Origin of the sequence: Salinisphaera sp., assembly GCF_002729955.1 — a bacterium.
GTDB lineage: Bacteria > Pseudomonadota > Gammaproteobacteria > Nevskiales > Salinisphaeraceae > Salinisphaera.
The window spans coordinates 55422-79745 of record NZ_PBYA01000006.1 but is presented as its reverse complement, the minus strand read 5'-3'; the positions used below and the strand labels follow the sequence as shown (position 1 = coordinate 79745).

Genomic DNA, 24324 nt, shown 5'->3' with positions numbered 1-24324 from the left:
CGCCGGACTGGCTGAATGCAGCCAGGACAGTGAAGGCGGCGCGGTCAACTGATCGACCGGTGCTGTATCGACCCGCCGTATGGATCACCCTGCGGCGGGGTTTTTTTATCCGATCCAGGCCTGCAGCCACAGCATTGTTACAGCGCCTCTCCGACCAATCGCTGTCTGGCCCTGATGGCGCGGCCGGCGTAGGCTCGATCGAAACGTCTGGCCGGTCGCCTCGGGACACGGCCGAAAACACCCGCGACGGGTGCCTGGCGTAATTATTGCTCACATGAACACATGACACGGCCACGCCTGCGAGCGCTGCATGCCGGTTCATCCGCACAGGGAAGGGGAACTCGATAATGGAATTCATCGAAACCGCGCGTGCCGCGGTCGAGGCCGTGACCTCGCCGATCAGCAACTTCATATGGACTTATATTCTGTTCTACCTGCTATTCGGCGCCGGCCTGATCTTTACGATCGCCACGCGGTTCATGCAGTTCCGCATGCTCGGCCATATGGTGAAGATCACCTTCGATAGCCGCAGCAGCGATCAGGGCGTGAGTTCCTTCCAGGCGCTGGCGACCTCCCTGGCCGCACGCGTGGGCACCGGCAATCTCGCCGGTGTAGCCCTGGCCCTGTGGGTAGGCGGGCCGGGCGCCGTATTCTGGATGTGGATGACCGCGCTCGTGGGGCTGGCCACGACCTTCATCGAGTGCACGCTCGGGCAGGTCTACAAGATTCATTACGCCGACGGCGTATATCGCGGCGGCCCGGCCTATTACATCGAACGGGCCCTCGGCCAGCGCTGGATGAGCATCATTTTCGCGGTGTTCCTGATCATCGCCTACGGCTTTGCGTTCTCAGGCGCCCAGGCCAACACGATTGCCAAGGGCATGGAGGGCGCCTTCGCCATTCCGACCTGGGCGACCGGCATCGCGCTGGTGGTACTGGCCGGCATCGTCGTCTACGGCGGGCTGCGCTCGATCGCCAAGACCGCCGAGAAGATCGTCCCGCTTATGGCCATCGGCTATTTCCTGGTCGCGGTGTATATCCTGATCGCGAACTACGAGCAGGTCCCGGGCATGCTCTGGCTGATCATTCAGAGCGCCTTCGGCTTCGGGCCGGCCGTGGGCGGTGCCGTGGGTTATACGATCAAGGTCGCCATGGAAAACGGCATCAAGCGGGGCCTGTTCTCGAACGAGGCCGGCATGGGCTCGACCCCGAACGCCGCCGCCACCGCCGAGGTGCACCACCCGGCCGCCCAGGGCCTGGTCCAGTCGTTCGGTGTGATCGTGGATACCCTGATCATCTGCAGCTGTACTGCGGTGGTGATCCTACTCTCGGGGGTCTATGACCAGATGCTGAGCACGCAGACCGATGCCTCGATGCAGGGCATTCAGCTCACCCAGGACGCCATGTCGGATCATCTGGGCGCGTTTGGCTCTGGCTTCATCGCCATCGCCATCCTGTTCTTTGCCTATACCTCGATCCTGGCGAACTTTGCCTATACGGAAATCAACGTCGAATACCTGACCGGCAAGCATCACAAGAAGGCCATCGCGATCCTGCGACCGCTGATCCTGGCGATGGTGATGATCGGCTCGATGGCTACGCTGACGTTCATATGGGACTTCGCCGATCTGGCCATGGGCCTGATGGCCACGACCAACCTGGTGGCGATCCTGCTGTTGTTGCCCATCGCGCTACGGGTGCTCAAGGACTACGAGCGCCAGCGCGCCGAAGGCATCGAGGAACCGGTGTTTCATCGCGCCGTGCTGAAAAACCCCGACCAGGTCGAACCGGGCATCTGGGACTGAGCCACCCTCTGGTCCTATCGGCTGGAGAGAATACGACGCCCCACACAAAAAGGGCCGGCCGGCAAACTGCCGGTCGGCCCTTTTTCTCGCCTAGCTGAAGGGATGGCTACATAACAGCCTTGCCCTGCCATTTGAGGTTCACGCTGGCGTCCTTGACGCGTTCGCGGGCGCTGGCAATCAGGGAATCAAAATCCTCGGGATTTTCGAGCGTTTCCTGAATCCGGTCCGGATCGTCGCCCTGCTGGTCGGCAATCGCCTGCAGTATTTCGACGCTGGTATCGGTCTTTTTGCTGAGTTCGGTGAAATCCGTCATGACGCGTATCCGTGCAGAAAACGCCGACCCTAACAGCTGTTTTCAACGCGCTAGCAAACCAACCCAGCCTTAGCCGCACCATCCGACACGTTTTTCGTCGGCCCGCCGTGTGTTCGCACGACAGGCGAAGACCTCAATCAGCCCGACAGCATAACGATCTGCCGGCCCGATAACCCTTGCACGGTACCGGCGCGCGAAACCGTGCCGGCCGGCGCCGGGGCAGCTTTGGCGTTGGCCGTACGCCGGTGCGCCGGCATGGCGCACCGGCGTGCATCACAAGTGCTCAGGCCGCATCGGCGCGCGCCATCAGCGGACGCTTGCGCGCACGTCGGGTCGAGGGCCAATCGGCCAAGCCCACCTCTTCGCGTATCTCGCGACAGACCTCGATCACGCGGTTGAGCTGCGCGTAGCTATGGTTGCAGTTCACCGACAGCCGGATCAGCGAGCGCTTGGTGGCGGTCGCAGGCGCACAGAACACCGAACCGAACACGCCTCGCGATTCCAGCGCATCGCGCAACACGATCGTCTGCTCCTCGCGCCCGGCTTCGAGCGCGATCATCTGCGCCTCACCGCTATCGACGTTGTAGCCCAGGGCGTCGAGATGACGGCGCAGATAGGCCGCGTTGGCATGCAGGCGATTGCGCTCGTTGTCAGCGCCCTTGATCAGATCGAGCGTACGCGACAGTGCCGCAATATCGTGTGGCAGCAGCGACGAGCTGAAGATCGCCGGGAACGAGTTGTACTTGATGAACTGACGCAGGCGCTCGCTGCAGGCAATCAACCCGGCCCGGCCCGCAAAGGCCTTGGCCAGACTCGCGGTGACAAAGTGCACCTGCGATTCCAGGCCGAGACCGGCCACCAGACCGCGCCCCTGGTCGCCGTGCGTACCCAGCGAATGGGACTCGTCAACGATGATCACGCAGCCGTGGCGATTGGCAACGGCCACGATGTCCTTGAGCGGGGCGATGCTGCCGGTGGTGCTATAGATCGAATCCACTACGACGATGCCCGGGCCATTGCGGCTGATCATCGTTTCCAGATGCGAGGCATCGTTGTGTCGGAACGGCTTCCATTCCAGCCCGGCGCTGCGCACGCCTTCCCAGAGCGACGCATGCGCGAACATGTCGACATAGACCGGCGTGCCCGGCGCGCCGATGGCCTGGATCAGACCCACGTTGGCCGCATAGCCGGACTGACAGAGCAGGCTCGACTCCATGTGCATCCAGCGTCCAAAGCGTCGCTCCAGGTGCAGCTGCGGGCTGTCGCCATGCAGGTAAACGCCGGACATCACGACAGTATTGTCCGAGCCGCGCAGGCAATCGATCTGGGCCTGAATTACCTCGGGGTGATTGGCCAGATCGAGATAGTCGTTGGTCACCATCAGAATCGAGTTCGCGTCCGGCTGGCGGCCGTGCATGATATGTCCGCCCTGCCACGTCTTTTCGACGCGTTCGCGAAAATAATGATCCACGTGCCGCTGCAGGAACGCCGGTTCGGCGACAGCCGTGGGCCGTAGCGGGGAGTGGCGGGATACATGGAATTCGCTCATGACAACCTCGTATTGATATTGATATGACGGTTCATTGCCTCGTTCGACTGACGCTTTGTCAGCCCGGCAATTTTCTATTTAACTCTACTTATATTAAATAGATGTGCCATACCAAACTACACGCCCTTAGTCGCGTGCAATTTTATGTTTATCAATACATTGCCGCCCTGTCGCGCAACGGATGATTGAAAAGCGTGCGCATCTGCCCTCTTTTCCGAACGCCTCGTCAACTTTCCAGCGTCGGGGCAATCAAGGCCAATCAACCGCTTGCGCGGTTTATGCAACCCCTCACCACCGTTCGCGCGGTGGCCTTTACATCAACGAATAACCCACCGTATCCAGCCACTCGAGATAGCGATTGAAGGTGGCCGTGGGCCGGGTCATGCCGTGTTCGCCCGGGTCGGACTCGAACACAGCCCAGCGGTATACGCGCGCGCCCTCCACGCGCTCCGCCACCCGCATATGCGATTTCCAGTGCCGATATGCGTCCGTTGAGTCGCTGCCTGCACGGCTCATGAAGGCCGGATCGAGCAGGTTGTCGCCCGCGCGCAACAGCCGGATGCATTCCGCGGGCGCGCCGAGTGCCGCGGCCCGCTCGACCATGGCCTGCTGCTCGGCTTCGTCAACGATCACCAGGCGATACAGGCCACCGTCGCCGTCGATGAGTACGAACCCGGTGGGGTTGAACACCATGTAATATTCGACGAATTCGTAGCGTGAGCGCAGCGTGAACAGCAGCTCTCTTATTGCATCGTCGCCGAGCAGCGGCGGTACGTCGACGTCGAACACGTCGATCGCGGTCTTGAATGTCTCCAGGATGTGCGTGTGCTGGAGCTCACGAATGGTGCGGTTGAGGTGCTCGTAGACGTTGTGATCGCTCTTGCGGATATAGCGGTCGATAAGCCCGTCATTGAAACCCTCGACGGCTTCCGCTTCCGTGGCCACGCCGGTGAACAGAATCTTCTTGATATGCGGGTCGCGAATCCGGCTGCAGAACTCCAGCCCGTTCATGCGCGGCATGGCGTAGTCGATCATCGCGATCGAGATACGCGAAAACCGGTTGGTGAAGTGCATCTCCCGCGCCAGCGCCTCGTTATCGAGCTTGACCCGGCGGCGCCCGTCGCGATCTTCCTCGAGACGAAAAAACCGCTGACGCGACGGCGTTTCGTCATCGCGATCGTTGATGTAGTCGAGCGCCTTCTCGGTGGAGTCGAACAACAGATACGGCAGATCCGCCTCCAGCTGCAGACTCAGATTGCCGAGAAAATCGATATCGTCATCGACAAGCACGATCTGGGTGGGGTGAAAATAAGGCGCTAAACGGGTTCTATTCATCACGGTCTACCGCAGGAAACAACATTACGAATTCGGTATAACGGCCGACAACGGAACGACAGCGGATGTCGCCACCGAAACTCTCCATCACCATACGTGCGAACGCCAGTCCGATGCCCGTGCCCTGGCCATGCGGCATGCCGGAATAGAAGCGCTCGAAGATACGCGGCAGCACGTCGGCGGGTATGCCCGGCCCGGTGTCACGAAAATACAGCCGATGAGCGCCCCCGGGCCCATGCTCGACCCAGATCCGGATATCCCCATCGTCCACGCGGGCCAGAAAATACAGGGCGTTCTTCAACAGATTGAACAGGACATGCACCATCAGCAGCGGCGAACCGCGAAAGCGGAAATCCGGCTCCGCTGCCCAGTGCACCCGTTCACGCTCCTGCGCGGAGTGAAAAGGATAGCGCTCGAGCGCGGTTTGCACACAGGCGCCCATCGAACTGACCTCGAACGAACTTTCATCGATGGTGGTACGACTCGAGTTCACCAGCAGCATATCCAGAATGACGTTGGTGTACTCGGCTTCGGTGTTGATGCGAGAGAGCACCGCATGCATCTCGCGATAATGGGCGGTGCGTATGCGCTTGACCGGCAGGCCCTGGGCCCGCGCCATTTCGAAGCCTTCGAAGATGGCCGGCAGATAATTCTGCAGCCCGCGGGCACCGCTTCGAATACCCAGCAGCGGCGTGCGCAATTCGTGGGCCATGGTTCCCACCGCGGAAGTGATGGCCGCGAATTTCTCCCGCGCGACCAGCTCGGTCTTGTAGTTGAAAACGCTGCCCCCGAGAAGCGCAAACAGATAGGTCGGCACCAGCTGGCGCAGCGTCTCGGACTGTTCGCTCATGTCACCACCGATCGCAATATAGACCAGGCAGGCGGCCGCCGTACCGATCAGCGCCATGAGCATGATCATCAGCCAGTCGAACACCAGCAGTACCAGAAATAGCGACGCGGCCATCGTCGACAGCGCCCAGACCGTCGAGAAATGGTTCATCAACGACATGAACACGAAGAAGAACGGCAGCTGATAGACCAGGATCAGAAACCAGTAGACGGTGACGCCACGTCGCCACTCACCGGCACGAAACAGCTGGCGCTCGAAGAGCATCGGCAGCGCCACCACCACGCTGATCACGCGCAGCCATACGCTTTCAAAGATCTGCGGCTCGAATTCGGTCCAGTACAGATAGAAGAGGGGATGCCCGACCACGGCCACGATCGCGAACATCCGCATATTGGCCAGCGAATAGGTCGCGCTCTGGTTGAGTGAGGCGAGCAGACGAACCTGCAGACGTCGGAACAGACACGCCATTTGTCTGAAAAACAATGTAATTGGGCGCAACAAAAACACGTTAGCGCCTCGGGTCGCAGGCCCGGATCGCGGGTTTAGGTTGATATAAATCGGCGATCATCACGTCATCCTATACTTTGCCCGCCAGAATTCGTAGTATCGAAGAACGGGTTTCATGTCTTTTCAGCGGCTTGTCATACCGTTCGCGCTATCATTCAAGCCAGCAACCGCCCACCTAGGCCTTGGAAAAAATCATGCTTTCCCAATCCTGCGTACGCGTTGCCATCGAGCGCTTCTTGACGCGGCGCCCGATCCGCCGGCCATGAAGCGCCTGCCACGCCGACGAGTGGCCGTTGCATTCGCGCTCGGCCTGGCCCTGGCATCCCAGTTCGTCGTACTGGGACTGAGTTATCGCGCCGACACGATCACGGCCGCGGCGGTGCTCGCGCTGACACTGGTATCGATCACGGGCGTGCTGGTGCTTTGCTGGTACGCGCTACGTGAAAACCGCGGCGACGATGAGAGGTCGATGGCGCCGCTGATCAGCTGGCTCGACCAGTCGGATATCGTCGGCCGTGCGGCCCCCCAACGCCCCCCGGCCATCGTCGGCGCCAACGCCCGGCTGGTGGACGCCGTGGAAAACCTGGTCGGTCGCGTACAGCGCTATCACGACAAGCTGCTGGTACGTCATCAGCGCGTGCAGCGTCTGCTGCGCAACGTCACCGACGTGCTCTATCACACGGACCCACAAGGCCGGATCAGCTGGATCACCGACACGGTGACCGACATGCTCGGCTACCGGCCGGGCGAACTCGAAGGCCGCCGCCTGAGCGACATGCTGGCCAATGCCCATGACGAGCGGCTACTGCTCGACAGCGCTCAGCTGCATCGCCACCCCACCCGGGTGTATCGGCGCAACGGCGAAATCGCCTGGCTGCTGATCTCGTCGCGCCGCATCGACGACGCCGACGGCAACGCCATCGGCAGCGAAGGCATCTGTCGCGACGGCACCCGCCTGATCGAGACCCAGCAGGCGCTCAACAACGAAAAGGAGCGTGCCCAGGTCACCCTGGCCTCGATCGGGGATGCCGTGATCACCACGGATGCGAGCGGTGCGGTCGAGTATCTCAACCCTCGCGCCGAACAGATGCTCGGCGTGCAGACCAACGATGCCGTGGGACGGCACTTCGACAAACTCTGCAATTTCGTGGACACGGCGCGCGGCGTGGCCGTCAGCGGGCTCGTGAATCGCTGTCTGACCCGCGGCACGCTACAGGAACACGACGAGGATCTCACCCTCTACGACCGCGCGCCGGAGAAAACCGGCCATACGGTCAAGGTCACGATCTCGCCCATCCGGGACAGCACACAGAAGGTCACCGGTACCGTGATCGTGCTGCACGATATCACCCGACTGCAGCAGATCTCGCGAGAGATGGCCTACCAGGCCAATCATGACCTGATCACGGGGCTGCCCAACCGTCGCGCCTTCGAGCGACTGCTCGACGAGGCGCTGGCCCAGGTCGACAGCAAGCGCTGCCATGCCCTGTGCTATATCGATCTCGACCAGTTCAAGCTGGTCAACGACACCTGTGGCCATAACGCCGGCGACGAAATGCTGCGCCAGATCGCTGCCCGTCTCGGCGACTGTATTCGCGCCAACGATACGCTGGCCCGGCTCGGCGGCGACGAGTTCGGCCTGATCATGCGCAACATGTCGCTCAGCGATGCCCAATCCAAGGCCGAGGATCTACGTACGGAAGTCGATCGCTTTCGTTTTCGCTGGGACGACAAGCTGTTTCGCCTGGGCGCCAGCGTGGGGGTTGCCCTGATCGACCGCGAGGCCGTCGATGCCACCGAACTGCTTCGCCGCGCCGATACCGCCTGTTACCTGGCCAAGGAGAAAGGCCGCAACCAGGTGTATGTCTACCACCACGACAGCGACGAAACGCTCACCCGCCACGGCGACATGCAGCGCATGCAGCAGATCAGCGAGGCGCTGGACAGCGATGGCTTCGAGCTGTTCGCCCAGTTCATCCAGCCCATCGAACGCCGTGAACACGACGGCTGCGGCGTCGAACTGCTGCTGCGTGTACGCGATACCGACGGCTCGATCCTTTCGCCGCAGAACTTCTTGATCACCGCCGAACGCTACAACATTGCACCGCGTATCGACCGCTGGGTGCTGCGACGCGCGATCCGGCTGATCACCGAAGCCGGCGCGGAACACGCGGCGATCGAGCACTACAGCATCAATATCTCGGGCCAGTCGATCACCGACGAACACTTCGTGGACTACGCCCGCGGGCTGATCGAAGCCTCCAGCGTCGATCCGCGACGCCTGGTCTTCGAAATCACCGAAACCGCGGCGGTCACCAACACCCACCGCGCCGGCGAACTCATCCACTCGCTGCGCGCGCTGGGCTGTCGGTTCTCGCTCGACGACTTCGGCAGCGGCCTGAGCTCGTTTTCCTATCTCAAGAACCTGCCGTCGGATTTCATCAAGATCGACGGCAAGCTGGTTTCCAATATCCTCACCGATCCGGTCGAGCGATCGATCGTCGAGGCCATCAACCAGGTCGGTCAGGCCATGGGCCTTTTGACCGTGGCCGAGCACGTGGAAAACCGGGCCATGCTGGAGGCGCTACGGGCCATCGGCGTGGACTATGCCCAGGGCTATCACGTGGCCCGCCCCATCCCCTTCGAGATGCTGTCCGTCGCACTCGGCACGCGCAAGCGGGTGGTGCGCGCTCGCTGATTACGCGCTGCGGAATCCACGGCGCGCGCAGAGCGCGTAGTATCGACATGAATCCCGACAAAGATACGTTTGCGATGACAGCTCTCAAGAAAATCGCTGTTCTGCTGGCCCCTGTGTGGCTGGCGGCCTGCAGCCTCATGCCGCCGGCCGATTTCCCGGTGGAAGACCAGGTCGATATCGACCGCTATATGGGCAAGTGGTACGTCATTGCCCATATTCCGCCGAGTGCGACCGAAAACGCCTACAACTCGATCGAGCGCTACGAGCAGACCGAGCCCGGCACCATCGAAACCACCTTCACCTATCGCGAGGGCGGCTTCGACGGCGAACAACAGACCATGCACCCGGTCGGCAGCGTGCTCGAGGGCACCAACAACGCCGTCTGGGCGATGCGTTTCTACTGGGTGCTGCGCATGCAGTACGTCATCTCCTATGTGGACGACGACTACCAGACGACCATCGTGGCCCGCGACAAGCGCGACTATGTATGGATCATGGCGCGCACGCCGCAAATCGACGACGCCACCTACGACTCGCTCGTGGAAAAGGTCGCCGACTACGGCTACGACATCTCGAAGCTGCGCAAGGTACCGCAACAGCCGCTCGACGAACGCAACGACGGCTAGCTCTGCATAACCTACGACCCGCGACGCCGTGCCGGCCAAATGACGCCGGCACGGCACTTTCTGGATTGATTTGAACGACGACTCGACCACCGCCGAGACGCCGCGCGACGAGTGGCGCCGCCTGTCCGGGCTCTGGCCCTATCTCTGGGAACATCGCCTGCGCGTTGGCCTGGCGCTGACTTTGCTCATCGGCGCCAAGGGCGCGACCGTGCTGTTGCCGATCGTGCTCAAGCATATCGTCGATGCACTCGACGCCAACGAAAGCGCACGCGTGGCCCTGCCGGTGGTCCTGCTGCTGGCCTACGGCGCCCTGAGGCTGGCGTCGGTCCTGTTCGGCCAGCTGCGCGACCTGGTCTTCGGCCGGGTCACCGAACGCGCGATGCGACGGATCGCGCTCAACGTGTTCGAACATCTGCATGCGCTGGACATGGATTTTCATCTGTCGCGGCGTACCGGCGGGCTGTCGCGGGATATCGAACGCGGCATTGGCGGCATCAGCTTTTTGCTGCGCTTCATGCTGTTCAACATCATTCCCACACTGCTGGAAATCGCGCTGGTGGCGGGCATTCTGCTGTTCTACTACAGCGCCTGGTTCGCGGTGATCGTACTGGTGAGCGTGGTCATCTATATCGCCGCCACCACCCTGCTCACCGAATGGCGCACCCGGCATGTGCGCGAATCCAACCGGCTCGATGCCCGGGCCAACACCCGCGCCGTCGATAGCCTGCTCAACTACGAAACGGTCAAGTACTTCGGCAACGAACGCTACGAGGCCGATCGCTACGACCGCGAACTGCGCGAGTGGGAGGCCGCACTGCGCCGCTCGCGGCTGTCACTGGGTACGCTCAACACCATCCAGGCCACGGTGATCGCCATCGCCATCACCGCGATGATGATGCTCGCCGGCGCACGGGTGGTCTCCGGCGAGATGACGATCGGCGACCTGGTGATGATCAACGCCTACATGATCCAGCTGTTCGTGCCACTGAACTTCCTCGGCTTCGTCTATCGCGAGCTCAAGAAATCGATGGCCGATACGGCCCGCATGTTCCGCCTGCTCGATGTCGAAGCCACGGTCGCCGACGCCCCCGACGCGCGGCCGCTGGCCGCCGAACGCCCCGAGGTCCGCTTCGAGGCCGTGCAATTCGGCTATCACGCCGAACGTCAGATCCTGCGCGGTATCGACTTCACCATCGCGCCGGGCAAAAAGCTCGCCGTGGTCGGCCAGTCCGGCGCCGGCAAGTCGACGCTCGCGCGCCTGCTGTTTCGCTTCTACGACGTCGATGCCGGGCGAATCACCGTCGACGGGCACGATATCCGCCAGCTCAGCCTGGCCAGCCTGCGCGACGCCATTGGCGTGGTGCCCCAGGACACCGTGCTGTTCAACGACACCATCGAATACAATATCGCCTACGGCCAGCCCGACGCCGCGCCCGAGGCGGTCGCCCGGGCCGCCCGCATGGCCCATCTGGATGGCCTGATCGCACGCCTGCCCGACGGCATGGACACGCTCGTGGGCGAACGCGGGCTCAAGCTCTCCGGCGGCGAGAAACAGCGTATCGCCATCGCCCGCGCCATTCTCAAGAATCCGGCGATCCTCATCTTCGACGAAGCCACCTCCTCGCTCGACAGCCATGCCGAACAGGCGATCACCGCCGCGCTGGCCGAGCTGGCGGCCAACCACACCACGCTCGTGATCGCCCATCGCCTGTCCACCGTGGTCGACGCCGACGAGATCGTGGTCATGGACGACGGGCATATCATCGAACGCGGCCGCCATGCCGAGCTGCTGGCCGCGAACGGTCACTATGCTGCGATGTGGCGGCTACAGCAGCGCGAATCCGGCTAGCCGGCTCGCCCATTTGCGAGCCGGTCAGTCCGTCGCACGACGACGCAGCAGCAGGCTGATCAGCGCGAGCGCGGCCAGCACCGCCACGGCCATCGAAAAGCCGATACCGGCGGTCTGCAGACCCAGCGTCTGTGCGGCCACGCCGATCCCCACCACGGGAATCGAAATGGCCACATAGAGCACCACGAAGAACGTGGAGGCCACTTCGCCACGACGCGCGGCCGGGCTCGCCGCGGTCACCGCCCCCATGCCGGCACGAAACGCCACGCCCTGGCCGATACCGGCCACGATCGCGCCAGCCACGAGAAACGCCAGCGACGACTGCAGGATGGCCAGCGCCACCAGGGCAATGCCCGCGATCAGACCGATACAGCCCAGAGGCAGGCGCCAGCGCTCGGGCAAACGCGACTGCCCGACCTGGCCCACGGTCGAGGCCACGAACAACAGGAACACCACCGCACCGGTGAGCGCATGGTTGTCGTAGTCCAGAATCTTGCCGATGAAGGCGGGCGCGATGGCCGTGAACAGACCGAGCACGGAAAAACCCGCGAAGCCGGCGATGGCCGCCGGGACGAACACGCCGCGTACCGCGGGCGGCACCTGCAGGGACTGAATACGCAGACGCGGCCGTGCGGGGCGTTCGGCGGTTTCGGGCACCAGTAAAACGGCCACGCCCGCCACCGCGATCAGAACCAGGTCGGCCACGAAGCACAGGGTCAGCGGCGCCGGAAAATACTGCGAGAGCACGCCCGCGAACAGCGGCCCGAGCCCCAGGCCGCCCATGTTGGCCGCGGTGGCGATCAGCGTCGCGCTACCGGCCCAGGCCGCGGGCGCAAGCTCGACGACCGCGACCATCGCCGTGCCGGTGAATATGCCTGCCGAAATACCCGAAAGCACGCGCCCGAGCAGCAGGGGTGCCAGCCCACCGCCCCAGAGAAACGCGCAGGCGCTGGCCGCCGAGAAGACCAGCCCGAGGGCCAGCATGGGCCGGCGCCCAAGCTGATCCGACCAGCTGCCGGTGACGATCAGCGCGCCGATCACGCCCACCGCATAGGCAGCAAAGATCACGGTGATGATCAGCTGCGAAAACCCCAGCTCGGCCTGGTAAATCGGATAGAGCGGCGTGGGCAGCGTCGTGCCCATCATGGTGACAACGAACGTAAGCGCCGCGCCGAAAAACAGCGCGGTGGATCGATTCGACTCGGTCATTCGGTAATCCTGCGGACGGGCGTACACGCGGGATCGAACGTGTACGACGCGGAACGGGCATAGAGGCTAACAGTCTTCATCATGCAACGACATGTTTCCCCCGAACTCGCATAAAAAAGGCCCGGCAATGCCGGGCCTCGAGGTTCAGCGAATAGCCGCTACGATCAGCTCTGTTCGAACCAGCTCTCGATCTGTTCGCCATTCTCGTCAATATAGGTTTGGATGGCTTGTTCGTAGCTCGTCTTCTGGGCTTCGTCCATCGCGGCCTGCAGATCTTCCAGGTCGAGCTTGTAGTTGCTCAGGAAAGTCGCGACTTCCGGATAGTCCTTCTTGAAACCCTTGCGCGCGATCACGTCGACATGCTGCGCCTCGCCCAGCGTACCGTTCGGATCGTCGAGAAAACGCAGGTCCCAGCGGCCGAACATCCAGTGGGGTGTCCAGCCGGTGACCACAATCCATTCATCGCGCTTCTCGGCGCGTGCCAGCGCAGCCGTCATGGCCGCACCGCTGGCCGAAACCAGACGGTAATCACCAAGGCCGTACTCGTCGATCGTATCGTTCGACAACTGCATCAATCCGGCGCCCGGATCAATACCCTGAATCCGGCCGCCAAGCTTTTCCTGCACCTCGGCTTTCTTGAGGTCCTCGATCGAAGCGAGCTGGTCTTCCGGCACATAGCTCGGCACGACCCAGCCTAAACGCGCACCCTCGTACATGGTGCCGAGATTGACGACATCGTCCTCGACACGATTCATGTACTCACGGTGCGTATCCGGCAACCAGGCCATGAGCATGGCATCCAGATCGCCGTTGGCGACGCCCTGATACTGCACGCCGATCGCCGAGAGCGTGAGCTTGACGTTGTAGTCGGTATGCTCCTCGATGACCTGCTTGGCGAGCTTGGTGATGAACTCGGCGTCCGACCACGCAGTCCAGCCGAATTCGATCGTATCGTCTGCTGCCTGAGCCGAGCCGAACGCGCCGAACGTCAGGCCGGCGGCCATGGCGGCTGTACCCAGCCAGTGCTTGAATGAATGCGTTTGCATGCTTTCGGTCTCCCTTCGAATGATCATGGAGCGGGCAGACGCGACCGTTCGCGTCGTCCGCTAATCCGCGCGCACGCCTTCACCTCGTGCGAACAACTGTTTGATTCGTGTGCCAATACCGGTGCGATGCCGGCTGCGCTGGGCAAAGCTCTGGGTGAGACGATCGAGGATGATCGCCAGAATCACCACGCCGAGGCCGCCTTCGAAGCCCGTGCCCAGACGCAGCTGCTGGATGCCCGCAAGCACCGGATCGCCCAGACCGCCCGCGCCGATCATCGAGGCGATCACCACCATCGACAGCGCCAGCATGATGGTCTGATTGATGCCGGCCATGATCGAGGGCAGCGCCAGCGGCAGCTCCACCTTGAACAGCAGCTGCAGCGGATTGCAGCCGAAGGCGCGCCCGGCCTCGACATTCTCTGCCGGCACCTGGCGAATGCCCAGGTTCATCATGCGTACCGCCGGCGGCATGGAAAAGATCACGGTCGCGATCGTACCGGGCACGCGCCCGGTGCCGAAAAAGATCACCGCCGGAATCAGATACACGAACGCCGGCAGCGTCTGCATGAAATCCAGCACCGGGCGTACGAGCGCCGCGAGCAGATCGCTCTTGGCCATGGCCACGCCCAGCGGCAGGCCCACACCGAGCGCGGCCAGCGTGGCGGCGATCACCAGCCCGAGCGTATCCATGGACTCCGGCCACAGATCCATGCCCATGACCACGTAGAGGCCCAGCAGCACGAACAGGGCAAACTGCCAGCCCACCCGCCAGAGCGCGAGCACGGCGAGCACGCCGAACACCAGCTGCGGCGGCAGGTAGTTGAAAAAGGCGGTGAGATTGTCCGCCACAAAGCTGATCGCGTCGGCAATGGCGGTAAAGAACAGGTCGAAATGCGTCTGCATGAAATCGACCACCGCGGTAAAGCCCTCGCCGATGGGCAGATCGACCACGAAGGCTTCCTTGAGCGACTGCCAGAACGCGCCGATACCGGCGTAAAGACTGATCATGCCGCCCCCTTGTCCGTGCGATCGAGCGTATGCAGCAGCGTGGCTCGCGAGATGGTGCCCTTGTAACGTCCGTGCGCGTCCACCACCGGCACCGGACAGGGGCTGTGGGCCACCTGGGTCATGAGTTCGGTGAGCGGCGTATCCACGGAAACCGGCTCGACCTCGCGAATGAACGCATCCTCGATACGCCCCTCGTCGCGCCGGCCCAGGCCATCGATACAGGCAATGAGCGAATCGATGCTCACCACCCCCTGATACTTGCCGCCGCGATCGTGCACCACGGCCGCCGAGCCATCGTGGCCGCGCAGGCGTTCCAGCGCGGCGCGCAGGCTCACCCCGGGGCGTTCCATGACCGTGACCTGATCGCGCCGGGCCACGTCGGCGGCGGTGAATACGTGGCTGACGTCCACGCCGCGGAAAAACGAGCGCACGTATTCGTTGGCCGGTTCGCGCACGATTTCCTCGGGCGTGCCCACCTGTACGACCGTACCGCCCTGCATGATGGCGATGCGATCGCCCACCCGCATGGCCTCGTCCAGGTCGTGGGTGATGAACACCACGGTTCGGGCATGTTCGGACTGCAGGCGCAGCAGCTCGTCCTGCATTTCGGTACGAATGAGCGGATCGAGCGCGGAAAACGCCTCATCCATCAACAGAATGCCGGGGTCGACCGCCAGCGCCCGGGCCAGGCCCACGCGCTGCTTCATGCCGCCGGACAGTTCGTCCGGAAAGCTGTGCGCATTGGGTTTGAGGCCTACGGCGTCCAGCGCGGCGAGCGCCTTTTCCTCGCGCTGCTCGCGCCCGACACCGGCCACGGCCAGCCCGAATGCGGTATTTTCGAGCACGTTCTGGTGCGGCATGAGCGCAAACGACTGAAACACCATGCTGATCTCGCGTCGACGCAGCGCAATCAGCTGCTTGCGCGTCATGCGTGTGATGTCCTGGCCGTCGATACGGATCGAACCCGCGGTGGGTTCGATCAGGCGATTGAGCATGCGAACCAGCGTGGACTTGCCCGAGCCGGACAGCCCCATCACCACGAATATCTCGCCTTCGGCCACGTCGAAACTGGCATCGGACACGCCCACCGTCATCCCGGTGGCGGCGAATATCTCGTCCTTGGTCTGCCCTTTTTGAATGCGTTCCAGCGCACGCTTGGGGTGCGCGCCGAAAACCTTGTAGACGTGCTCTACCGATAATTTAATGCTCAAACGCCCCCCGACGTTTCCCCCAACAATCCGAACCACCCTAACGCAAATTCCACGCCAGCGTGGCCGCCGCCCTCGACGCCCGGCGGCCGCGCCGCCGTTGGGAATTCAGTCCAGCGCCCGTATCCAGAAGGTTAGACGCTTGTCGGTTTCCTGGGCTTGATCGATATCCTGCCAGCGATAAACGGCGCTGATATCGTCGCGACGCGCAAAACCGCGCCGTTGCCAGAAGGTATCCAACGGCTGGTAATCCGCCGGTCGCAGCGGGTGGTCTTCGGGGCGCTGTACCGCACAGAAACAGGCATGGGAAAAATCGCCGGCCTGGCGCGCCCAGGCTTCGCGCTCGTCGAAAAAGCGGTGCCCGAGGCCGTGGCCGCGATAGTCGGCCAGCAGCAGCGATTCGCCGAAATAGAACACCCGATCGACGTCGAAGCCGGCCTCGGCAAGCGGCGCCCGGAACGCCGCCTCCTCGTCGCTCAGCGGCAAGGCGGTGGTCGCACCGACCAGCCGATCGCCGTTGTGCACCAGAAAGGCCAGCGAGCGCGGTGAATTCACGTAGGTCGCAAGATACTCGCGTTCGTAGTCGAGATCCCCGTCGTAGAGATAGGGAAAATCGCGAAACACGCGGATACGCAAGGCAGCGAGCTCATCCACATGCGCCTCGATATCGCGGCCACTGCAACGGGTGGTACTCAGTTGCGTCATTGACTGCATCCCTGCCGGTCGGGTCTGACACGAGTGTAAGACGTGGCCGGGCGCGGATGCACGCAGAAAACCGCTTACGTGGGCGAGCCTGTCAGCGCCACATGCGATACATCAGGGAGGGGAAAGATGGTGGCCGGAGGTGGAATCGAACCACCGACACTGCGATTTTCAGTCGCATGCTCTACCAACTGAGCTATCCGGCCAGATCGTACAAGCGATCTTGAAGAGCGCGTATTAAACCGATCCCCGCGCCCAACGTCAACCTCGGCGACGTATCGGTGGGCTACTGTTCGGGCGGCACGTAGTGCGTTTCGGCGGTCTGGCCGCTGCCGAAGAAATATTCTTCGGTTTGTTCCATCAGGAACTCGCGCGCTTTCGGATCGGCCAGATGCAGACCGTATTCGTTGATCAGGCGCGTCTGTTCGGTCATCCATTGCTGCCAAGCCTGCATCGAGACATTCTCGTGGATGCGTTTGCCCAGCTCCCCGGGCAGCGGCGGCCGTGGCAGGCCTTCGGCCTCTTGATCGAGTTTGACGCAGTGTACGGTGTGGCTCATAGCGCTAGCGTGTGTTGCGGACTGTCCAGAAGCTTTGCAATAGGCGCCGGCACGCCGGGGCGTGCGTTCGGCTCGAACCATTGCAGCGAGCTGTCCATGATACGTGCCCCATCCCCGACCTGCACACGGGTGGCATGAATCAACAGCTCGAAATGGGTAAAACCATGCTGCACGGGGGCGAGTTCCTGCGTGTTTTCCACCCGCAAGCCGAAACGCCTGGCGCAGGCGTCGGCGATATCTGCATCCACCGCCACCTCCGGCAGGCTCCACAGCCCGCCCCATATGCCGGCCGGCGGGCGTTTTTCCAGCAGCAGACGATCGGCGGCATCCGTGACCACGAGCACGCGGGTTTCACGCTGCGGGCGTCTTTTGCGCTTGCGCGGGGTGGGAATACGCGCCTGTTCGCCCATGGCATAGGCCGCGCAGCGGTCGGATAACGGACAACGACCGCAGTCGGGCGCGCTACGGGTACAAAGCGTTGCCCCGAGATCCATGATCGCCTGGGTGTAGTCGGTCACTCGCTGTTTCGGCGTGTAGCGCTCGGCCAGCTGCCAGAGTGGCTTTTCGTAGGCGGCGGTACCGGGTGTGGCCGCGAGTGCTGCCAGACGGGCGATCACGCGCTTGGCATTGCCATCGAGAATCGGCGCCCACACGCCGAAGGCCTGGGCCGCGATCGCACCGGCAGTCGAACGGCCGATACCGGGCAGCGCCATCAGGGATTCCACATCCCGGGGAAACGCGCCGCCGTGCTCGGCCACCACGGCCCGGGCCGCGGCGTGCAGGTTGCGCGCTCGTGCGTAGTAGCCCAGCCCTGCCCAATACGCCATGACGTCGTCGCTGGGGGCCGACGCCAGGGCGTGAACGTCGGGGAAACGCGCCATGAAGGCGTTGAAGTAATCGATGACGGTGGCCACCTGCGTCTGCTGGAGCATGACTTCGGCGACCCATACCCGATAGGCGCTGCGCGGATGCTGCCAGGGCAGGTCGTGGCGGCCGTGGATATCGAACCAGGCCAGCAGGGCCTCGGCTATTGCGGTGGGCGCGCGCTCAATCGCCGGATTCGGTGTCGTCGTCATAGTCGCTGGCCAGCCGTTCGATGGATTCGGCAGTCACCCGCGCCTGGCGGCGCAGTTCGCGGGCGATGAGGTAGGGCCCGATCAAGGGAGGGACCCAGAAATCGGGCTCGATTTCGGCGTCGAAGACCATTCGCGTGGTGTTCTCGCCCTCGGCGCTGAATCGCCAGTCGGCGCGCCCGGCCTTGATATCGCCCGCGCCGGGCACCACCTGCATGGCGATCGAATCCGGCGGCGTCTGCTGGTAGTACATGACCTGTTCGATACGCTTGCAGAACAGCGCCACGCATAGCCGGATGGTCGAACGCAGGCGCTCGCCGGGCAGCCGCTGGCTGGCGATTATGCTCGGATTGAATTCCGGCAGTCGTTCGTAGTCGCTGGCGGCACGAAACGCCTGCGGCTGCGCGACCGACAGACGCATGGACGCCGCGATGCTGTAGCGGCCGTCGTCGCGCTCGACCTGCATCGTCTCGATCACCGCCGCCACGGCCGGGCCAGCCACGACGAGGAGGGCTAGCGCGGCGATACCGGCTGCTACGCGCATCCGCCTGCGCGCCACGGCCCGGCTATTGGCTCGCAGATTCGGCGTTGCCCTGCGCGGCGGCGTCGCTGTTCTCGCCGGCCGGGGTGTCGGCCTCAGCCTCGGGCTCGGCAGCCGGCTTCGCGTCGCTGGCATTGTCCTGTTCGGACGACGCCTCGGGCTCGGCCGCCGCGTTCGTATCTTCGGCGCTATCGTCGTTGGCCGCCTTCTTTCGATTGCCGCCCAGCAGGCTGTTCAGGCCTTTTTCGATACGGGCCCGCGTATCGGCATCGACCTTCTTGCCGCGTTCTTCGATCTTTTCGCGCACCTTGTTCTTGAGGTCTTCCGACTCTTCCTGCAGGCGTTTTTCGGCCGCGCCGCGCAGGGCACTCTTCACGTCGAGGCTGTAGTCAGGCGACAGCAGATTGCCGGTGAGCTTGATCGGCACCTGCAGCCCGGCCAGTTCGGCGAGTTTGCCCGAGGCGTCTTCCGGCACGATCGCGGCGACGGTGTAATCGAGCTGGTTGTCGGCCAGGTCATAGCTGCCCGAGCCGGTGGCCTCGAGCACGCGCGTGACCAGATTCAGATCCTTGCCGGCCAGCACGCCGTCGCTGATGCTGAACGACGCGGCGAATCGATTGAACGGCGTCTGCTCTTCGCTGCCGATGCCGCTGGCATCCGCGTCGACCTTGTCGCCCTGCAAACGCGTGCGCGCGGCCGCGATCACCTCGGCCAGATTGAAGCCATTGAAGGCGCCGTCACGCAGATCGAAGTTCAGATTGCCGTTGAGCGCCCGCTTCATGGACGCCACCTGCTTGCCGGCGCTGGTCACGTCCACGCTCATGTTGGCCAGCGCGGCGACGCGGTCGGTATCGGCCACGTCCTTGAGCAGCGGCTGAAACTGCAGACCGTTGAGGTTGCCCTTGAAGGCATAGCGCGGCGTATCGCGCGTAGCGTCCACGCGGGCACTCACACGCACGTTGCCGTCGTAAAGATCGGCGGTGAGCGGTTCGATGGTGAGCACGCCGTCGCGGGCGGCCACCGTGAGCTCGGCATGGGTGGCCTCGATATTCGCGGCGGTCAACGAGCCGGCCGAGAGCTGGCCGTTCAGGCGCAGTTCCTTGAGCGCCGACAGATCGATCTCGGCCGCCTTCTGCTTTTCGCCGCCGCCGGTTTCGGCCGGCTGCTCGCTCTGCGCCTGCTCGGCGCTGCCGGGCGGCAGATAATCGTCCACGTTCAGTTCATCCAGATCGAGGTCGAACTTGAACGCCGGACGCTCGAAGTTCTCGACGCTGGCCGAGCCCTTGAGCGAGCTGTCGTCGAGCGTGGCCAGTATCTGCTTGAACTCGGCCCGGTCGTTGTTGATATCGAACTGGGCATCAAAGCCCGCCGACGACAGCGCGCCCGATTTTTGCGTCGCCGGCGCATCGATGCCCAGCTCGTTCATCACCGCACGCGGATCGAAACGCTTGAAGGTCACCCGGCCCGCGTAGGAGGGCTGGTCGTTCAGGCCGATGCCGTCGACGTTGGCGGTCACGTTCAGGCCGGCGCCCTGGAAAGTCATGCCGGAAAGCTTCAGGCGGCCCTCGGCGGCGTCGTATTCGCCGTTGCCGGACAGCGATGCCTGCTGCTTGCCGTTGGGCACGCCCTCACCCTCGGCCAGCACGCTCAGCGTCATGTCGGAAAAGCGATAGAACTGATCGGCGATATTGGGTTCGACCCGGGCCACCAGGTTGAAGTCCGCGGCCAGGTCTTCCTTGGGTGCGGCGAGATCGCCCGAGAATTCCAGCCGTACCGGCTGGCCGTCGACGAGACGCCCCGTACCCAGGCGCACGTCGGTCAGGCGATAGTCCGCGCCGGTGGTCTCGTCGCGCCAGGAAACGGCCGCGTCGGACACATCGATCGCGCCGATCTGCAGCGATTCGAGGGTGAAGCCGCCTTCGGTCTGGGTCCCGGTATCGACATCGTCCGGGGCTTCGGTCTGCTCGGCCTCTTCGGCCTCGGCCTGTCCCTCGCTCAGATGTTCGCTGATATCAGCCCAGTTGCTGCGCCCGTCGGCGTTGCGCGCGAGGCGCAGGCGCAGGCCGTTGAGCGTGACCGTACCCACCTCGATCTCGCGCTGGATCAGCGGCAGCAGCTTGACGCTGACCTCGGCCGAATTCATTTCCGCCATCGGTTTGTCGCCGAAGCCTTCGGCGTTGGCTACCTCGACCCGCCCCAGTTCGAGGCCCAGCCAGGGAAAGACCGAGAGCCCGATATCGCCGCTGATATTCACCTCGCGGCCGATCTGGCGTTCGATGGCGGCGTTGATCTGCGGCTTGTAATCGTTGGGGTCGAAAATCAGCGGCAGGGCGATCACCGCCACCACGATCAGCGCAACGAGCACGCCCAACACGGCAAGCAGAATGCGAAGAGTACGTTTCATGCGGGCAAGGCCATACTTAGGAATTGTCAAAGCGGCGCGCGGCGCGCGTGGACCGGGCGAATAGACCCCCGCTGCCGCAGCGTGTTCCCCGCGGACGCTGACGCCTGCATACCGGCCGGTGCAAGTCGCATGCAACCGCGAGGCGCGTTATTCTAGCGCGTCTCGACCGGGCCATGGCCCATCGACAGGCAGCCGGGATTTTCCTGGCCGGATCGGGTGCGCGCATGCCAGCGCATGCGCCTGCCGGCGACGGCCGCAAAACCCGGGCGGACAGCCGAGACACTCGGCTGTACATGCCTGTGCAACAACCATTTTCGACGACGTCGGACAATATCATGCAGATCGAAGTCAACGGTGCCCCCACGCAGTGCGCGGAGCACGCCACGCTCGCGCAGCTGGTCAACGATCTGGGCTACGGCGATCAGCGTATCGCGGTCGAACACAACGGCCAGATCGTGCCCCGCGAGCGTTACCCGCAGACCATGATCGCCCCGGGCGACACGCTCGAAATCGTGCATGCGATCGGCGGCGGCCAGGCCGTGGCCGAATCCGACAGCCTCACCATTGCCGGGCGCAAGTTCGAATCGCGCCTGCTGGTGGGCACCGGCAAATATGCCGATCTGGATCAGGCCGACGCCGCGATCCAGGCCTCGGGCGCAGAGATCGTGACCCTGGCGATCCGGCGTACGCCGGCCCTGAACGACCCCGAGGCGGCCAAGAAGCGCAATCTGCTGGATATCATCCCGCCGGAGAAATACACGCTGCTGCCGAATACGGCCGGCTGCTTCAATGCCGAGGAGGCGGTACGCACCTGTCGCATGGCACGCGAACTGCTCGACGGCCACAACCTGGTCAAGCTCGAGGTGCTGGGCGACAAGAAGACGCTCTATCCGGACATGAGCGAAACGCTGGTCGCCGCGAAACAGCTCGTCGACGACGGCTTCGAGGTGATGGTCTATACCAGTGACGACCCGATCGCCGCGCGCCGTCTGGAAGACATCGGCTGTGTCGCGATCATGCCGCTGGCCGGGCCGATCGGCTCCGGTCTGGGTATCCAGAATCGCTACAACGTGATCGAAATCGTCGAGAACGCCAACGTACCGGTGCTTGTCGATGCCGGCGTGGGCACCGCCTCGGATGCCTCCATTGCCATGGAGATGGGCTGCGACGGCGTGCTGATGAATTCGGCCATCGCCCATGCCAACAAACCGGTGCTCATGGCCCAGTCCATGCGCCATGCCGTGATCGCCGGGCGCATGGCGTTTCTGGCCGGGCGCATGCCGCGTCGCCGCTATGCCTCGGCGTCTTCGCCGATGACCGACCTGCCTTTCTAAGCGCCGATCGGCTGGGCCTTGGCGTTAGCTGCCGTTGGCGTTCGTCCGGCAGCGTGACGCTGGGCGAATGTCGTATTGGCCGGGATGACTTGACGTGAATACAACCCACGCACGACGTATCCGCAGCTTCGTACGCCGCGAGGGTCGCCTGACCAGCGGCCAGCAGAAAAATCTGGAACTGCTCTGGCCGCGCTACGGCCTGGCCATGCCCGAGGCCCCGATCGACTGGGCCGCGGAATTCGGCCGCGAGGCGCCGCGCACGCTGGAAATCGGCTTCGGCGCCGGCGAGGTGCTGGCCGATCTGGCGGTGCGTTATCCCGACGAGGACTTCATCGGTATCGAGGTCTATCTCACCGGGGTCGGCCGGCTGCTCGGCGCGGTCGACGCCGCAGGTGCGAGCAACGTACGGGTATTCAATCTCGACGCTGTCGAGGTGCTTGCAGCCGGCTTTGCCGATGCCAGCCTCGACAACGTGCTGCTCTATTTCCCCGACCCCTGGCCGAAGAAACGCCACCACAAGCGGCGTATCGTGCAGCCCGGCTTTGCCGACGAAATCGCCCGCGTGCTCAAACCCAACGGCCTGTGGCGGCTGGCCACGGACTGGGCGAACTATGCCGAACACATGCGCGAAACGCTCGATGCGCATTCGTCGTTCGAGAACGTCGGCGATCGCGACGGCTTCGTGAGCGAACCACCGCGTACCGGAACGCGCTTTGAAGCGCGCGGCCTGCGCAAGGGCCACGCCGTATTCGATATGGCCTATCGCCGCCTGCCCTGAGTCATCGAGCGTGCCGAGCGCGCGCCAACAGGCCGTTTCAGGCCCGGCCGCCCGCATGTGGCACCGCTTTTGCTAACCGTGAACGGCAAGGCAGACGGGGCGTGAACGAGAATGCCGTTGGTCGGATGGCGAGTAGCGAAGGCGCGAGGATGCCTGTAACGTCAAACAACGTAGGCGGGGATAACCGACATTATCGCTATCGCGGTATGGGCGATTCTCGACCACGGCGTCGACGGCCTGCGCATAGCGGTCGGCGATAATTGCAGGCGAGTGAAGCGAGGCGAATACATGAACCTACCCAGCGCTGACGAGCGCAAGGACCGCAACATCATCCTGGTGGCACTCAACGCCATCGATCAGGCGTTCGGCTGGCTCGAGCGGATCGTGGTTGCCGGCAGCGTACTGCTCATGGCGGCGCTGATGAGCGCGCACGTGGTCGGCAATCTGCTCTTTGATCGCGGCATTCCCGGGACCTATGAAGTCACGGAAATGCTGATCGTGATCATGACCTTCGTCGGCGTTGGCTATGCCGCACGCTGTGCCCGGCATATCAGCATGTCGGCCATCTACGACCAGCTCAGCGGCTGGGCACGCAAGGGGCTGTTGATCGTGATCTGTCTGGGTACCGGCGCGCTGATGTTCTATTTTGCCTACAAATCGGCCCAGTACGACATCACGCTTTATGAACGCGGTCGAGCCAGTTCGTCGCTGGGCGTACCACTGTGGATGGTCAACCTGGCGCTGCCGATCGGCTTCACCCTGGCGGGCGTGCAATATCTGCTGACCATCGTGCGCAACCTGGTCAGCGACGATATCTACCGCTCTTTCAACGAGAAGGAAGAGTATTCCGACATACCGCTCGACGACAGCGGTCAGACCCATGCCAGCCAGGAGCCACGCGGCGTTTGAATCGCGCCCGCTGTTCGACTT

At 63.4% G+C, this 24324-nt stretch carries 20 protein-coding genes and 1 tRNA gene; 7 read left to right on the top strand and 14 right to left on the bottom strand.

The features are described from left to right. Nucleotides 1–347: 347 nt before the first annotated feature. Nucleotides 348–1805, top strand: a complete 1458-nt coding sequence (locus tag CMN27_RS02135) for a sodium:alanine symporter family protein (protein ID WP_293623756.1) — start codon at nucleotides 348–350, stop codon at nucleotides 1803–1805. Nucleotides 1806–1911: 106 nt separating this feature from the next. Here CMN27_RS02135 and CMN27_RS02130 read toward each other — a convergent pair whose 3' ends face one another. From CMN27_RS02130 to CMN27_RS02115, 4 genes are all read right to left on the bottom strand, one after another. Next, on the bottom strand, nucleotides 1912–2118 hold the full coding sequence (locus tag CMN27_RS02130) for a hypothetical protein (RefSeq protein WP_293623755.1): 207 nt from the start codon (nucleotides 2116–2118) through the stop codon (nucleotides 1912–1914). Between the two features lie 283 nt (nucleotides 2119–2401). Beyond that, nucleotides 2402–3667: an alpha-hydroxyketone-type quorum-sensing autoinducer synthase gene (cqsA, locus tag CMN27_RS02125; RefSeq protein WP_293623754.1), complete on the bottom strand. Its 1266-nt coding sequence runs from the start codon at nucleotides 3665–3667 to the stop codon at nucleotides 2402–2404. A 312-nt stretch (nucleotides 3668–3979) separates the two neighbouring features. After that, entirely contained in the window at nucleotides 3980–5002 is a 1023-nt protein-coding gene (locus CMN27_RS02120; RefSeq protein ID WP_293623753.1) for a hypothetical protein, read from the bottom strand. Further along, nucleotides 4995–6320: a HAMP domain-containing sensor histidine kinase gene (locus CMN27_RS02115; protein ID WP_293623752.1), complete on the bottom strand. Its 1326-nt coding sequence runs from the start codon at nucleotides 6318–6320 to the stop codon at nucleotides 4995–4997. The genes CMN27_RS02120 and CMN27_RS02115 overlap by 8 nt, the downstream gene beginning before the upstream one ends. A 325-nt stretch (nucleotides 6321–6645) precedes the next feature. Between CMN27_RS02115 and CMN27_RS02110 the strand changes: the two genes are divergently transcribed. The 3 genes from CMN27_RS02110 (at nucleotide 6646) to CMN27_RS02100 (ending at nucleotide 11532) form a co-directional block, all read left to right on the top strand. Continuing rightward, on the top strand, nucleotides 6646–9057 hold the full coding sequence (locus CMN27_RS02110; protein WP_293623751.1) for an EAL domain-containing protein: 2412 nt from the start codon (nucleotides 6646–6648) through the stop codon (nucleotides 9055–9057). A gap of 47 nt (nucleotides 9058–9104) precedes the next feature. Continuing rightward, a complete protein-coding gene (locus CMN27_RS02105) occupies nucleotides 9105–9683 on the top strand; it encodes a lipocalin family protein (protein WP_293623750.1) in 579 nt (192 codons plus the stop codon). 70 nt (nucleotides 9684–9753) lie between these two features. Continuing rightward, nucleotides 9754–11532: an ABC transporter ATP-binding protein/permease gene (locus CMN27_RS02100; RefSeq protein ID WP_293623749.1), complete on the top strand. Its 1779-nt coding sequence runs from the start codon at nucleotides 9754–9756 to the stop codon at nucleotides 11530–11532. Nucleotides 11533–11556: 24 nt separating this feature from the next. On the opposite strand, the gene CMN27_RS02095 is transcribed toward CMN27_RS02100, so the two are convergent. The 10 genes from CMN27_RS02095 to CMN27_RS02050 all read right to left on the bottom strand — a co-directional run bounded on the left by CMN27_RS02095 (nucleotide 11557) and on the right by CMN27_RS02050 (nucleotide 21282). Beyond that, nucleotides 11557–12741: an MFS transporter gene (locus CMN27_RS02095; protein ID WP_293623748.1), complete on the bottom strand. Its 1185-nt coding sequence runs from the start codon at nucleotides 12739–12741 to the stop codon at nucleotides 11557–11559. Nucleotides 12742–12905: 164 nt separating this feature from the next. Next, the gene (locus CMN27_RS02090) at nucleotides 12906–13787 is read right to left on the bottom strand and encodes a glycine betaine ABC transporter substrate-binding protein (RefSeq protein ID WP_293623747.1); all 882 of its coding nucleotides are present in this window, start codon (nucleotides 13785–13787) and stop codon (nucleotides 12906–12908) included. A 60-nt stretch (nucleotides 13788–13847) separates the two neighbouring features. Then, nucleotides 13848–14792, bottom strand: coding sequence for a proline/glycine betaine ABC transporter permease (locus tag CMN27_RS02085; RefSeq protein ID WP_366515388.1), 945 nt, complete (start codon nucleotides 14790–14792; stop codon nucleotides 13848–13850). Next, nucleotides 14792–16006 (bottom strand): glycine betaine/L-proline ABC transporter ATP-binding protein ProV, encoded by a 1215-nt coding sequence (gene proV, locus CMN27_RS02080; protein ID WP_293623745.1) that lies wholly within the window; start codon nucleotides 16004–16006, stop codon nucleotides 14792–14794. Before proV ends, CMN27_RS02085 begins: the two co-directional genes overlap by 1 nt. Nucleotides 16007–16111: 105 nt before the next feature. Further along, nucleotides 16112–16708, bottom strand: coding sequence for a GNAT family N-acetyltransferase (locus tag CMN27_RS02075; protein WP_293623744.1), 597 nt, complete (start codon nucleotides 16706–16708; stop codon nucleotides 16112–16114). A gap of 127 nt (nucleotides 16709–16835) precedes the next feature. Beyond that, nucleotides 16836–16911, bottom strand: a tRNA-Phe gene (locus tag CMN27_RS02070). Nucleotides 16912–16991: 80 nt separating this feature from the next. After that, entirely contained in the window at nucleotides 16992–17264 is a 273-nt protein-coding gene (locus tag CMN27_RS02065; RefSeq protein WP_293623743.1) for an oxidative damage protection protein, read from the bottom strand. Beyond that, on the bottom strand, nucleotides 17261–18340 hold the full coding sequence (gene mutY / locus CMN27_RS02060; RefSeq protein ID WP_293623742.1) for an A/G-specific adenine glycosylase: 1080 nt from the start codon (nucleotides 18338–18340) through the stop codon (nucleotides 17261–17263). Before mutY ends, CMN27_RS02065 begins: the two co-directional genes overlap by 4 nt. After that, nucleotides 18312–18881 carry an SRPBCC family protein gene (locus CMN27_RS02055; protein ID WP_293623741.1) on the bottom strand — a complete coding sequence of 190 codons (570 nt, stop codon included), beginning with the start codon at nucleotides 18879–18881 and terminating at the stop codon, nucleotides 18312–18314. Before CMN27_RS02055 ends, mutY begins: the two co-directional genes overlap by 29 nt. Nucleotides 18882–18903: 22 nt before the next feature. Next, entirely contained in the window at nucleotides 18904–21282 is a 2379-nt protein-coding gene (locus CMN27_RS02050) for an AsmA family protein (protein ID WP_293623740.1), read from the bottom strand. A 335-nt stretch (nucleotides 21283–21617) separates the two neighbouring features. Here CMN27_RS02050 and thiS point away from each other — a divergent pair, with 335 nt between their 5' ends. From thiS to CMN27_RS02035, 3 genes are all read left to right on the top strand, one after another. Then, nucleotides 21618–22616 carry a sulfur carrier protein ThiS gene (gene thiS, locus CMN27_RS02045; RefSeq protein WP_293623739.1) on the top strand — a complete coding sequence of 333 codons (999 nt, stop codon included), beginning with the start codon at nucleotides 21618–21620 and terminating at the stop codon, nucleotides 22614–22616. Between the two features lie 94 nt (nucleotides 22617–22710). Further along, on the top strand, nucleotides 22711–23394 hold the full coding sequence (gene trmB / locus CMN27_RS02040) for a tRNA (guanosine(46)-N7)-methyltransferase TrmB (protein ID WP_293623738.1): 684 nt from the start codon (nucleotides 22711–22713) through the stop codon (nucleotides 23392–23394). 288 nt (nucleotides 23395–23682) lie between these two features. Further along, on the top strand, nucleotides 23683–24303 hold the full coding sequence (locus tag CMN27_RS02035; protein ID WP_293623737.1) for a TRAP transporter small permease: 621 nt from the start codon (nucleotides 23683–23685) through the stop codon (nucleotides 24301–24303). Nucleotides 24304–24324 lie beyond the last annotated feature (21 nt).

Coding starts and splice junctions, on each gene's coding strand:
- CMN27_RS02135 (WP_293623756.1), top strand. CDS start 348: ATGGAATTCATCGAAACCGCGCGTGCCGCGGTCGAGGCCGTGACCTCG.
- CMN27_RS02130 (WP_293623755.1), bottom strand. CDS start 2,118: ATGACGGATTTCACCGAACTCAGCAAAAAGACCGATACCAGCGTCGAA.
- cqsA (WP_293623754.1), bottom strand. CDS start 3,667: ATGAGCGAATTCCATGTATCCCGCCACTCCCCGCTACGGCCCACGGCT.
- CMN27_RS02120 (WP_293623753.1), bottom strand. CDS start 5,002: ATGAATAGAACCCGTTTAGCGCCTTATTTTCACCCCACCCAGATCGTG.
- CMN27_RS02115 (WP_293623752.1), bottom strand. CDS start 6,320: ATGGCGTGTCTGTTCCGACGTCTGCAGGTTCGTCTGCTCGCCTCACTC.
- CMN27_RS02105 (WP_293623750.1), top strand. CDS start 9,105: ATGAATCCCGACAAAGATACGTTTGCGATGACAGCTCTCAAGAAAATC.
- CMN27_RS02095 (WP_293623748.1), bottom strand. CDS start 12,741: ATGACCGAGTCGAATCGATCCACCGCGCTGTTTTTCGGCGCGGCGCTT.
- CMN27_RS02090 (WP_293623747.1), bottom strand. CDS start 13,787: ATGCAAACGCATTCATTCAAGCACTGGCTGGGTACAGCCGCCATGGCC.
- CMN27_RS02075 (WP_293623744.1), bottom strand. CDS start 16,708: ATGACGCAACTGAGTACCACCCGTTGCAGTGGCCGCGATATCGAGGCG.
- CMN27_RS02065 (WP_293623743.1), bottom strand. CDS start 17,264: ATGAGCCACACCGTACACTGCGTCAAACTCGATCAAGAGGCCGAAGGC.
- mutY (WP_293623742.1), bottom strand. CDS start 18,340: ATGACGACGACACCGAATCCGGCGATTGAGCGCGCGCCCACCGCAATA.
- CMN27_RS02055 (WP_293623741.1), bottom strand. CDS start 18,881: ATGCGCGTAGCAGCCGGTATCGCCGCGCTAGCCCTCCTCGTCGTGGCT.
- CMN27_RS02050 (WP_293623740.1), bottom strand. CDS start 21,282: ATGAAACGTACTCTTCGCATTCTGCTTGCCGTGTTGGGCGTGCTCGTT.
- thiS (WP_293623739.1), top strand. CDS start 21,618: ATGCAGATCGAAGTCAACGGTGCCCCCACGCAGTGCGCGGAGCACGCC.
- CMN27_RS02035 (WP_293623737.1), top strand. CDS start 23,683: ATGAACCTACCCAGCGCTGACGAGCGCAAGGACCGCAACATCATCCTG.